Raw genomic sequence first — 12,018 nt, forward strand, 5'->3', positions numbered from 1 at the left:
TTTCAGCCTCACCGACTTGAAAGGTGCCGCCTGTGACGCAGGACCGACCAAGCGACAAGGACCATCACGAAAGAGGCACGCTGCCGGGTTCGGAAGCGGGCCTGCCGGGGCAGGAGCACAAGCCCCGGACCGACCGCGTCGTCTTCGGCGTCACCGCGATCCTGACCCTGGCGTTCGTCGTCTGGGGCGCGGCCGGCACGGACTCGCTGGAGGACGCCTCCGGCAGCATGCTCAGTGGCCTGATGCACAACGGCGGCTGGGCGTTCGTGCTGGCCGCCTCCGGGTTCGTCGTCTTCGCCCTCTGGCTCGCGGCCAGCCGCTACGGCCGCATCCACCTCGGCGCCGAGGGCGAGAAGCCGGAATTCCGGACGGTGTCCTGGGTCGCCATGATGTTCAGCGCCGGCATGGGCATCGGTCTGATGTTCTGGGGTGTGAGCGAACCGCTGGCCCACTTCGAGGCCGCCCCGCCCGGCACCAGCCCCGCCGACACCGGCGACAGCATGGCGACGGCCATGGCCACCACCCTCTTCCACTGGACGCTGCACCCGTGGGCGATCTACGCCGTGGTCGGCCTCGGCATCGCCTACAGCACCTTCCGCAGGCGCCGCCGGCAGACCATCAGCGCCGTCTTCACACCGCTCATCGGCGAGAAGCACGCCAACGGCGTCAGCGGCCGGGTCATCGACATCCTGGCCATCATCGCGACGGTCTTCGGCTCCGCGGCCTCGCTCGGCCTCGGTGCCCTGCAGATCGGGTCCGGCGTCGAGAAACTCGACTGGATGGACAAGGTCAGCACCGGACTGCTGGTCGGCATCATCGCGGTGCTGACGGCGGCGTTCGTGGCCTCCGCGATCTCGGGTGTCGAGAAGGGCATCCAGTGGCTGTCCAACACCAACATGGTGCTGGCCCTGCTGCTCGTCGTGTTCGTCTTCGCGGCGGGCCCGACCATCCTCATCCTCGACCTGCTGCCGACCTCGGTCTTCGCCTACCTGGGCGACCTGCCCGAAATGGCCGGCCGCACCGAGATCAGCGGCGGCGAGGGCGTCGCCGAATGGCTGAGCAGCTGGACCGTCTTCTACTGGGCGTGGTGGATCTCCTGGACGCCCTTCGTGGGCATGTTCATCGCCCGCATCAGCCGGGGCCGGACCATCCGCCAGTTCATCGGCGGCGTCATCCTCGTGCCCAGCACGGTCAGCCTGATCTGGTTCGCCATCTTCGGCGGCTCGGCGATGAGGCTCCAGGAGCAGAACCGGCTCGGTGACGAGACGACCCCGGAGGGCCGGCTCTTCGCCGTGCTCCAGGAATACCCGATCGCCACCGTCACCAGCCTGCTGGTGATGGTCCTCGTCGGCATCTTCTTCGTCTCGGGCGCCGACGCGGCCTCCATCGTGATGGGCACCCTGTCGCAGAAGGGCGCGCTCGAACCCAGCCGCTGGGTGGTGGTCTTCTGGGGCGTGGTGACCGGAGCGGTCGCCGCCATCATGCTCCTGGTCGGCAGCGGCGAGGGAGACGCACTGACCGGTCTGCAGAACCTGACGATCCTCGCGGCGGCACCCTTCGTCATCGTGATGATCGGCATGTGCATCGCCCTCATGCGCGACCTGCGCCGCGACCCGCTCATCGTGCGCGGCGAGATGGCCTCCGAGGCCGTCGAGATGGCCGTCATCGAGGGTCACAAGCAGTACGAGGGCGACTTCGAGATCCGCATCGGCCCCGGCCCCGGCACGGACGTGGAGGGCGACCCGATCGGCAAGCACCACTGACCGACCCGGAATCGGCGCACGGGCGCCACAGCGGGAAGGGGCCGGCACGCACCCGCGTGCCGGCCCCTTCCCGCCGTGCCACGCGGGCCGTGGTCAGCGGGAGGCGAGTTCGGCCGCCTCCCGCGCGCAGCCCCAGGCCACGGTGACGCCCGCGCCGCCGTGCCCGTAGTTGTGCACCAGCAGCCGCCCGTCCGGCAGCGGCTCGCGCTCCAGCCGTACCGCGTCCCGCGCCGGCCGCAGCCCCACCAGATGCCCGAGCACCCGCGCTCCGGCGATCTCGGGCCGCACCGCCGCGCACCTCCGTACGATCGCCTCCGCGACCGCCGGGTCCGGCTCCGCCGACCAGACGTCCTCCTCGGCCGTGCCGCCCAGGAGCAGGCGGCCGGGCTGCGGGAGGAAGTACGTCACCTCTCCGGAGACGGGGTCCGTGGAGACCAGCCAGGTCCGGATGCCGGGGTTCTCCACGACGACCAGTTGCCCGCGCACCGGACGCACGGCCGCGTCCGGGACCAGTTCCCGGGCGCCCAGTCCCGTGCAGTTGACGACGACCGGAGCGTCGGCCTCGGCCAGACCGGCCACCGCCCGCGTCTCCACCGTGCCGCCCGCCGCCACCAGCCGGGCCCGCAGCCACGGCAGATGAGCCGACATGTCGATGAGCGGCAGCCGCGCCCACAGTCCCGACCCGGCGTACTCGGCGGCGGTCGCCGCGCGCAGGCCCGGCAGCCGGGCGGCCGCCCACGAACCCACCTCGTCCAGGCCGGTCTCGCCGAGCACCCCTTCGACCATGCGTACGCCGGTCTCCCCGGGCCGCGCCGCCAGATCCTCGTACACCTCCAGGGAACGCAGCGCCCACGCCTGCGCCAGCGCCACCGGCTCGATGCGGTACGGCCACCAGAGCCCACCGGCGACCACCGAGGTGGTCCGCTCGGCGGGCTCCCGCGTCCACAGCCGCACCCGCCTGCCGCGCTCGGCGAGCGCGACGGCCGTCGTCAGCCCGATCACCCCGCCGCCGACCACGATGACTTCGCCATCCAGTTCGGTTTCCACACCAGGACGTTAGCGGAATGCCCCATGCCGCGCTCAGAGCGGTCCCGGCGAGGGAATACTCACCGCATGGCTGCCGAGTACGCGACCTTCGGTCTGGCCCCGGCGATGCGCGCCGGTGGCGTCCGCGCCGACGGCGACTACCAGGTCCACCGCGACTTCGTGGACTTCGTCGTCGACGGACGACCCCTGCTGTTCCGCCTCTGTGACCTGGACGCCGTCTCCCCGCTGGCCGCCGACGTACCGCCCGCGATCTTCACCGCGCAGGTCCGCGGCCTGCTCCTGGAGACCGACGCACCCCTGCCCGGCGGCCGGTACGTCATCTACGGCTGCCCCGAGTGCGAGAACCTGGCCTGCGGCGCGGTGACCGCCGTGATCCTCCGGGACGGCGAGGACTTCGTCTGGCGGGACTTCGCCTGGCAGACCGGCGAACAGGCGGACCTGGAGTTCAACGGCTACCACGGCATCGGCCCGTACCGCTTTTCCGGCGCCGAGTACCGTGCCGCCCTCGCCGCCCTGCTCGACGGCGACGGCACGGCGCACACCCGCCGCCGGGTCCTGCTGGTCGGCGCCCGCGTCGCCCTGCTCGCCAGGCTCGCCGCCGCGCTGCGCACCATCGGCATCGGCGCCGACATCACCCACGACGCCGCCGGCGTGCCGGCCGACGAACTGCGGGCCTACGGCGCCGTCGCCTTCGGCCGCGCGGTCGCCGAGGAGGAGCGGTCGGCCGTGCGCCGCGCCTTCACCGACGCCGGGGTGGACGTGGCCCACGTCCACGGACTCGCCCCGATCGTCCCGCTGCTCGTCGCACAGATCGAACACGCCCTGGACCGCGGCCCGGCGGGTTTGCGCCGGCTGACCAGCCTCACGGTGACCGGTACCGCGGCGGACGTCGAGGTCACCTCGCCCTGCCGGGTACGGCTCACCGCGTACCGGCTCGACCGCCTCCATCGCACCCACACCCGGGAGGTCTTCGACGGCGTGCTGGAGCCGGGCGGCCACCGCATCGACCTGGACGCGAGCACCGTGAGGGGGCGGTCCTTCGTGGTGGCGCGCACGCCGGGAAGCGTGCTGGTGACGGCCGTGACGCGGGGAGAACCCGGCTGAGCGGGTGCCGGACCGCGGCTAGGATCGACGGTCTGATGACTGCCACCCTCGTCGCCAAGAACCTCGCCGCCGGCCACGGCGACCGCTCCCTGTTCACCGGGCTCGACCTCGTCGTCGCGCCCGGCGACGTGATCGGACTCGTCGGAGCCAACGGCGCGGGCAAGTCCACCCTCCTGCGGATGCTCGCCGGGCTGACCACCCCGGAACAGGGCGAGCTGCGCCTGTCCCCGCCCACCGCGACCGTCGGCCACCTCCCGCAGGAGCCGGAGCGACGGCCCGGCGAGACCGTCCGCGCGTTCCTGGCCCGCCGCACCGGCGTCACCGAGGCCCAGCGCACCATGGACGAGGCCACCCAGGCGCTGGTCGACGGCGCTCCCGGCGCCGACGACGCCTACGCGACCAGTCTGGAGCGCTGGCTCGCCCTGGGCGGCGCCGACCTCGACGACCGCGCCGCGGAGACCGCCGACGCGCTGGGCCTGACCGTCGGCCTGGACCAGCCGATGACGTCGCTGTCGGGTGGCCAGGCCGCGCGCGCCGGCCTCGCCTCCCTCCTCCTGTCCCGCTACGACGTCTTCCTGCTCGACGAGCCGACCAACGACCTCGACCTGGACGGCCTGGAGCGCCTCGAACGCTTCGTGACCGGTCTGCGCGCCGGCACCGTGGTCGTCAGCCACGACCGGGAGTTCCTCACCCGCACCGTCACCAAGGTCCTCGAACTCGACCTCGCCCAGCGGCAGATCAACCTCTACGGCGGGGGCTACGAGGCCTACCTGGAGGAACGCGAGGTGGCCCGCCGGCACGCCCGCGACGAGTACGAGGAGTACGCCGACAAACGGTCCTCCCTCCAGGACCGGGCCCAGATGCAGCGCACCTGGATGGACAAGGGCGTCAAGAACGCCCGGCGCAAGGCGGGCAACGACAACGACAAGATCGGCCGCAAGTTCCGCAGCGAGGCCAGCGAGAAGCAGGCCGCCAAGGCCCGCCAGACCCAGCGCATGATCGAACGCCTGGACGTCGTCGAGGAGCCGCGCAAGGAGTGGGACCTGCACATGGATATCGCCTCGGCGCCGCGCTCGGGTGCCGTGGTCGCGACCCTGCGCGACGCCGAGGTCCGGCGCGGCGACTTCGTCCTCGGCCCCGTCTCGCTCCAGATCGACTGGGCGGACCGGGTGGCGGTGACGGGAGCGAACGGCGCGGGCAAGTCCACGCTGCTCGCCGCCCTCCTGGGCCGACTTCCGCTCGACGCCGGACACGCGGCGCTCGGTTCCGGCGTCCTGCTCGGCGAGGTGGACCAGGCCCGCAAGCTGTTCTACGGCCCCGAGTCCCTGCTCGACGCCTTCCGCTCGGCCACGCCGGACACGGAACCGGCCGAGATCCGCACCCTCCTGGCCAAGTTCGCCCTCAAGGCGGACCACGTCATGCGCCCGGCGTCGACCCTCTCACCCGGCGAGCGCACGAGGGCTGCCCTGGCCCTCCTCCAGGGCAGAGGCGTCAACCTGCTGATCCTGGACGAGCCGACCAACCACCTCGACCTTCCGGCCATCGAGCAACTGGAGGCGGCCCTGGACTCCTACCAGGGCACGCTGCTCCTGATCACCCACGACCGCCGCATGCTGGACGCGGTCAGAGTGACGAGGCGCCTGGACGTCACGGACGGCAAGGTAAGGGAGCGCTAGAACCAGCCGCGGGCCGTCATGCCGCCAAAGGCGGCACGGGTGGGGCGCGGGCGGCACCCCGCAAGCGCCTGGCCGCGCACCTCCCCGGCTACGGCACCGCACCCCCCCCGCTACGGCACCGCGCACCTCCCCGGCTACGGCACCGCGCGCCTACGCCAGCCCGGCCCGCCGCAACGCGTCCGCCATCGCCCCGTTGGACGGGGCGGGGGCCGACGACGACCGCCCCTTGCCGCCACCGCCGGAGGCCTGCCGCTGCTGCCGCTGCCTGGGCGGCTTCCCCCCGCGCTCCCGCTTCTGCTCCCCCTGCGCGCCCTGGGAAGGGGCGGCCTCGTCGTCCAACCGCAACGTCAGGGAAATCCGCTTCCGCGGAATGTCGACGTCCATCACCTTCACCTTCACGATGTCCCCGGGCTTCACCACGTCCCGCGGATCCTTCACGAAGGTCTTCGACATGGCCGACACATGCACCAGTCCGTCCTGGTGCACACCGACGTCCACGAAGGCCCCGAAGGCCGCGACATTCGTCACGACACCCTCCAGCACCATCCCGGAGGACAGGTCGGAGATCTTCTCCACGCCCTCCTTGAAGGTGGCCGTCCTGAACGCGGGCCGCGGGTCGCGCCCGGGCTTCTCGAGCTCCCTGATGATGTCGGTGACCGTCGGCAGACCGAACGTCTCGTCCACGAACTCCGTCGGCCGCAGTGACCGCAGTACGGAGGTGTTGCCGATCAGGCCGGCCACGTCCTGCTGGGCGGTCTTCACCATCCGGCGCACCACCGGGTAGGCCTCGGGGTGCACGCTGGAGGCGTCCAGCGGGTCGCTGCCGCCCCGGATCCGCAGGAAGCCCGCGCACTGCTCGTACGCCTTGGGACCGAGCCGCGACACCTTCTTCAGCTCGGTCCGCGACGTGAACGGCCCGTTGGCGTCCCGGTGCGCCACGATGTTCTCGGCGAGCCCGGAGGTCACACCGGACACGCGCGCGAGCAGCGGCGCCGACGCGGTGTTGACGTCCACGCCCACGCCGTTGACACAGTCCTCGACCACCGCGTCCAGCGAGCGCGACAGCTTCACCTCGGACAGGTCGTGCTGGTACTGGCCGACGCCGATCGACTTCGGGTCGATCTTCACCAGCTCGGCGAGCGGATCCTGGAGCCGCCGGGCGATCGACACCGCGCCGCGCAGCGAGACGTCCATGTCCGGCAGCTCCTGGGAGGCGAAGGCGGAGGCCGAGTACACGGAGGCACCGGCCTCGGACACCATCACCTTGGTGAGCTGCAACTCCGGGTGCCTGGTGATCAGTTCCCCGGCGAGCTTGTCGGTCTCGCGGGACGCCGTGCCGTTGCCGATGGCGATCAGTTCGACCGCGTGCTCCTTGGCCAGCCGCGCCAGCTTGGCGATCGCCTCGTCCCACCGGTTGGCGGGGACGTGCGGGTGGATCACGTCCGTGGCGACGACCTTGCCGGTCGCGTCGACCACGGCGACCTTCACTCCCGTGCGGAAGCCGGGGTCCAGGCCGAGCGTCGAGCGGGTACCCGCCGGGGCGGCCAGCAGCAGGTCGCGGAGGTTGGCGGCGAAGACGTTCACCGCCTCGTCCTCGGCGGCCGTGCGCAGCCGCAGTCTGAGGTCGATGCCGAGGTGGACCAGGAGCCGGGTGCGCCAGGCCCAGCGGACCGTGTCCGTGAGCCACTTGTCGCCGGGCCGGCCGCGGTCCGCGATCCCGAACCGGCCGGCGACGATCCCCTCGTACGACGACGGGCCGTCGGTGGCCTCCTCGGGCTCCAGGACGAGGTCGAGCACGTCCTCCTTCTCGCCGCGCAGCATCGCGAGGATCCGGTGCGAGGGCAGCTCGGTGAACGGCTCGGCGAAGTCGAAGTAGTCGGCGAACTTGGCGCCGGCCTCCTCCTTGCCCTCCTTCACCTTGGCTGCGAGCCGCCCGCGCACCCACATCCGCTCACGCAGCTCGCCGATCAGGTCGGCGTCCTCCGAGAACTTCTCCGTGAGGATCGACCGCGCTCCGTCCAGGGCGGCCTGGGGGTCCGCCACGCCCTTGCCGGCGTCGACGAACGCCAAGGCCGCGGCGAGCGGGTCCACCGTCGGGTCGCCGAGCAGGCCCTCGGCCAGCGGCTCCAGACCCGCCTCACGCGCGATCTGCGCCTTGGTGCGCCGCTTCGGCTTGTACGGCAGGTAGACGTCCTCCAGGCGCGCCTTGGTCTCCGCCGTGCGGATGCGCGCCTCGAGCTCCTCGGTGAGCTTGCCCTGCTCGCGCACCGAGTCGAGGATCGCCGTACGCCGTTCCTCCAGCTCCCGCAGATAGCGCAGCCGCTCCTCGAGGGTGCGCAGCTGCGCATCGTCGAGCATCTCGGTCGCTTCCTTGCGGTAGCGGGCGATGAAGGGCACCGTCGAGCCGCCGTCGAGCAGCTCCACCGCGGCCTTCACCTGCCGCTCCCGTACGCCGAGCTCCTCGGCGATCCTGCTCTCGATGGACCTCACGTCGATGGACGCGTTGGGCCCGGGTGTCGTCACGATCCCGTACCGCCTTCTCACAGAGGTTGCGCGGCAATTGTGGCAGGTGGTGCCGACAATCGGGGATCAGGGCACCAGCCGGGCCGGTCGGGAACGCGCCGCACCGGACGCGGTGTCAGACCCGGCGGCCGCGGGTCGAGGACGAGGCCCCGCCGAAAAGGCGGGCCAGGGCCCGGAAGGGAAGCGTCACGACGGTGGCGATGGCCCCACCGATCTGGCGCAGTACGTCTGCGATGGCACGGAACACAAGAAGCCCCTTTCCTCTCCCGGCCCCTCCGGCCGGGAGCTCTACGGGTACCTCCGGATCGGCCGGACATGCCCGTCGGCGGGGCGGGACCTGGTCAGCGCTTGCCGAGCAGGTCCGCCGGGAAGGCGCCGGCGCCCAGCGCCGTACGGGCGAAGGACGTGCCGAGCTCCGTCAGACGCGCCACGCCCTCGGCGCCGAGGTGCGCGTAGGGGGCCGCGTCCAGCCGGTCCGTCTCCCGTTCGATCTCGTCGCGCAGTGCCGCGCCCCGCTCGGTCAGCTCACCGGTGCCGTCGAGCAGGCCACGGTCGCGCAGCCGGTCCGTCGCGGTGTCCCACTCCTCCTGGGTCCAGCCGCGGGTGGTGAAGATCCACTTCGGTGCCATGCCCTTGCCGGTCGCCGTGTGCGTCACCAGCGCCTCCAGTCCGTCGAGGCCCGCGGTCACCAGCGCGGTGAGGTGGCCGTCGCCCCGGTGCTCCCGCAACAGGGTCGCCGCGTGCCAGAAGGCCAGGTGAGGCGCGTCGGGCACGGGCAGGTCCGCGTGGGCGGAGTACAGCGGGCGGGCGCCGCGGGAGCAGCCCTCGGCGGCGCGCAGCGCCAGACCGGCCGCCTCCGACATCTGCGCGGACGTGAGGGTCTCCTCGCCGAGCAGGCGGCGCAGTGTCGCGTCGACGGCACGCGCGCGTGCCGCCAGGACCCGTTCCGGAGTGACCGTCTCCCACACCGCGGGCACGTGCCGGGCGACCAGGTCGTGCTTGTAGTTGAAGAACGCCGCCGTCACGGCCCCGGCTCCGACCGGCCCCAGCGCGGCGGCGCGCACCGCGAAGTTGACGGCCCGGGGGTCGGTGACCCCGAGTTCGCCCAGTTCCCGGCCCAGGTCGGGCGAGAAGTAGTGCGTCGAGTGCAGCGAGTTGAGCGCGTTGTGGCAGCGGCGGCCGGCGCGGGCGTCGATGGCGGCAGTGGTCATGCCACGCACATTACCAACCGCTCAGTACGTCCTCCAGGTGTCCGGATCTCCCGGATTTCCTCCAGACGTACTCCGCGGGCGCGCGGAGTACGCGGGAGGGTGGCGGGGAACGGGACGATGGCAGGAAAGGTGGGGAACTCGTCATTGCGGCCGTCGGCGGCCGGGCGAAGAATCGACGGCATGGCGCAGCGAACCGTCCTCGTCGTCCTCTTCGACGGCGTCCAGAGCCTCGATGTCACCGGCCCGGTGGAGGTCTTCGCGGGCGCCGAGACCCACACACCGGGGACGTACCGCATCCGCACGGCCTCGCTGGACGGCGCACCCGTGCGCACGTCCAGCGGACTGACCGTCGTGCCGGACCAGGCCCTCACCGCCAAGCCGGACCCGGACACCCTGATCGTCCCCGGCGGCCGGGGCACCCGCAGCCCCGACCGGCGCCTGATCGAGTGGCTGCGCGACAACGGTCCGCGCGCCCGGCGCCTGGTCTCCGTCTGTACCGGGGCGGTCCTGCTCGCCAGGGCGGGGCTCCTGGACGGCCGTCGCGCCACCACCCACTGGGCCTATTCCGACCGGCTCGCCCGCGACCACCCCGCCGTGGACGTCGACCCGGATCCGATCTACGTCCGCGACGGCCACGTCGCCACGTCCGCCGGCGTCACCTCCGGCATCGATCTCGCCCTCGCCCTGGTGGAGGAGGACCTGGACCGGGACGCCGCCCTGACCGTCGCCCGCCACCTCGTCGTGTTCCTGCGCCGGCCCGGCAACCAGGCGCAGTTCAGCGCCCAGCTCGCCGCCCAGACCGCACGGCGCGAGCCTCTGCGGGAGCTCCAGCGGTGGATCACCGAGCACCCCGGCGCAGATCTGGGCGTCGAGTCCCTCGCCGCCCGCGCCCGCCTCTCGCCGCGCCACTTCGCCCGTGCCTTCCAGGCGGAGACCGGCACGACACCCGGCCGGTACGTCGACCGGGTCCGTCTGGAACACGCCCGCCGACTGCTCGAGGACACCGGCGACGGCGTCGAGGAGGTCTCCCGCGCCAGTGGCTACGGCACACCGGAGGCCATGCGCCGCGCCTTCGTCAAGGCGCTGGGAACCTCACCTGCCGAGTACCGCCGCCGTTTCCGGCCCGCGCCCGCCCACTGAGCGCGCGCCCCGCTCGCCGAATGACCTGGATGACCTGAATGACCTGGAAAGGACACACGTGCAGATCGCCATCGTTCTCTTCGACCGCTTCACCTCCCTCGACGCCGTGGGCCCGTACGAGACCCTGAGCCGCGTTCCGGGGGCGGACACCGTCTTCGTCGCCGAGCGGCCCGGCCCGGTCCGCAACGACACGGGGAGCCTGGCGCTCACCGCCGACCGGGCCCTGGCGGACGTGCCGAGCCCGGACGTCGTCGTCGTGCCGGGCGGCCCCGGCCAGGACGCTCAGATGGACAACGAGACGCTGCTGGACTGGCTGCGGGCAGCCGACGCCACCAGCGCCTGGACCACCTCGGTCTGCTCCGGCTCCCTGCTGCTCGCCGCCGCCGGGCTGCTGACCGGCCGCCGCGCGACCTCGCACTGGCTGGCTCTGGACCTCCTCAAGCAGTTCGGCGTCGAGCCGACCGGGGAGCGGGTGGTCACCGACGGCAAGTACGTCACCGCGGCCGGCGTCTCCTCCGGCCTCGACATGGGCCTCACCCTGGTCGGCCGGGTCGCCGGCGACGAGCACGCACAGGCGGTCCAGCTGCTCCTGGAGTACGACCCGCAGCCGCCCTACGACGCGGGTTCCCCGCAGAAGGCGCCGGCGCACCTCGTCGAGGAGTTCCACGGCGGGAACCGGTTCAACCTGACGTAGACGCGCTCCCCGGCGCGCTCCAGCCGAAACGCGGCTGCCTGCGCTCGAGGAAGGCGGCGACCCCCTCCGCGGTGTCGCCGCTGCCGCGCGCCTGGTCGGTCCAGTACGCGTCGCGGTCCGTGCGGCCCTGTGCGAACTCCTTCGCCGCGGCCTGCGTCAGCTGCGAGCGCGACGCCAGTACGCGGGTGAACTCCGTGACCCGTTTGCCGAGTTCGCCCTCCGGGAGCACCTCGTCGACCAGACCGGTGCGCAGCGCCCGCCCGGCGTCGATCAACTCCCCGGAGAACAGCAGGTACTTCGCGGTGGCCGGCCCCGTCAGCGACACCAGCCGCCGGGTCGACGACGCCGGATAGACCACCCCCAGCTTGGCCGGCGTCACCCCGAACAGCGCCGAGTCCTCGGCGAACCGCAGGTCACAGGCGGCGGCCAACTGCGCCCCGCCGCCCACGCAGTGACCGCGGACCGCCGCCAGCGTCGGCTTGGGGAAGGCCGCGAGAGCCTCCTCGGCGCGTACGGCGAGCCCTTGCGCCTCCTCCGCCGACTCCCGCAGGGTCGCGATGTCGGCCCCGGCGCAGAACGTCGCCCCCTCGCCGGTGAGCACCAGCGCGCGCACCGCCGGATCGCCCGCCAGGGCGTCGAGCAGTTCGGGCAGCGCCCGCCACATCGCCGCCGTCATGGCGTTGCGCTTGGCCGGATGGTGGATGGCGACGGTGGCGACCGAGTCGGCGACCCGGTGCAGCAGCTGGGGCTCCATGGGCCGGATGTTATCCGCCGATCTCTTGGGTCCACACGGACGGTGTGGGCGGGACAGGAACGGTCCCTCAACTGACCGTGCCATACGCCAACGATCAAAAGTGTTC

At 72.5% G+C, this 12,018-nt stretch carries 10 protein-coding genes; 5 read left to right on the top strand and 5 right to left on the bottom strand.

Annotation, left to right across the window (positions count from 1 at the left end):
* Positions 1-32 precede the first annotated feature (32 nt).
* Entirely contained in the window at positions 33-1,763 is a 1,731-nt protein-coding gene (locus ACZ4V1_RS14255) for a BCCT family transporter (RefSeq protein ID WP_468334410.1), read from the top strand.
* Positions 1,764-1,856: 93 nt separating this feature from the next.
* On the opposite strand, the gene ACZ4V1_RS14260 is transcribed toward ACZ4V1_RS14255, so the two are convergent.
* Entirely contained in the window at positions 1,857-2,810 is a 954-nt protein-coding gene (locus tag ACZ4V1_RS14260; RefSeq protein ID WP_468334413.1) for an FAD-dependent oxidoreductase, read from the bottom strand.
* Between the two features lie 66 nt (positions 2,811-2,876).
* Here ACZ4V1_RS14260 and ACZ4V1_RS14265 point away from each other — a divergent pair, with 66 nt between their 5' ends.
* Together ACZ4V1_RS14265 and ACZ4V1_RS14270 are read left to right on the top strand one after the other, a co-directional pair.
* Positions 2,877-3,914 carry an oxidoreductase gene (locus ACZ4V1_RS14265; protein WP_468334415.1) on the top strand — a complete coding sequence of 346 codons (1,038 nt, stop codon included), beginning with the start codon at positions 2,877-2,879 and terminating at the stop codon, positions 3,912-3,914.
* 35 nt (positions 3,915-3,949) lie between these two features.
* Complete coding sequence (locus ACZ4V1_RS14270; RefSeq protein WP_468334418.1) at positions 3,950-5,590, top strand: ABC-F family ATP-binding cassette domain-containing protein; 1,641 nt, start codon at positions 3,950-3,952, stop codon at positions 5,588-5,590.
* A 150-nt stretch (positions 5,591-5,740) separates the two neighbouring features.
* Here ACZ4V1_RS14270 and ACZ4V1_RS14275 read toward each other — a convergent pair whose 3' ends face one another.
* The 3 genes from ACZ4V1_RS14275 to ACZ4V1_RS14285 all read right to left on the bottom strand — a co-directional run bounded on the left by ACZ4V1_RS14275 (position 5,741) and on the right by ACZ4V1_RS14285 (position 9,324).
* Complete coding sequence (locus tag ACZ4V1_RS14275) at positions 5,741-8,113, bottom strand: Tex family protein (protein ID WP_468334421.1); 2,373 nt, start codon at positions 8,111-8,113, stop codon at positions 5,741-5,743.
* A gap of 115 nt (positions 8,114-8,228) precedes the next feature.
* A complete protein-coding gene (locus ACZ4V1_RS14280; protein ID WP_274595154.1) occupies positions 8,229-8,360 on the bottom strand; it encodes an LPFR motif small protein in 132 nt (43 codons plus the stop codon).
* A 94-nt stretch (positions 8,361-8,454) separates the two neighbouring features.
* Positions 8,455-9,324 carry an SCO6745 family protein gene (locus ACZ4V1_RS14285; RefSeq protein ID WP_468334424.1) on the bottom strand — a complete coding sequence of 290 codons (870 nt, stop codon included), beginning with the start codon at positions 9,322-9,324 and terminating at the stop codon, positions 8,455-8,457.
* 180 nt (positions 9,325-9,504) lie between these two features.
* On the opposite strand from ACZ4V1_RS14285, the gene ACZ4V1_RS14290 reads away from it, so the two are divergent.
* Positions 9,505-10,464, top strand: coding sequence for a GlxA family transcriptional regulator (locus ACZ4V1_RS14290; protein ID WP_468334427.1), 960 nt, complete (start codon positions 9,505-9,507; stop codon positions 10,462-10,464).
* A 58-nt stretch (positions 10,465-10,522) separates the two neighbouring features.
* The gene (locus ACZ4V1_RS14295) at positions 10,523-11,158 is read left to right on the top strand and encodes a DJ-1/PfpI family protein (RefSeq protein ID WP_468334430.1); all 636 of its coding nucleotides are present in this window, start codon (positions 10,523-10,525) and stop codon (positions 11,156-11,158) included.
* Here ACZ4V1_RS14295 and ACZ4V1_RS14300 read toward each other — a convergent pair.
* Positions 11,145-11,912 (bottom strand): enoyl-CoA hydratase/isomerase family protein, encoded by a 768-nt coding sequence (locus ACZ4V1_RS14300; RefSeq protein WP_468334433.1) that lies wholly within the window; start codon positions 11,910-11,912, stop codon positions 11,145-11,147. The genes ACZ4V1_RS14295 and ACZ4V1_RS14300 overlap by 14 nt on opposite strands.
* Positions 11,913-12,018 lie beyond the last annotated feature (106 nt).

The organism is Streptomyces sp. NPDC028991 (assembly GCF_055564775.1).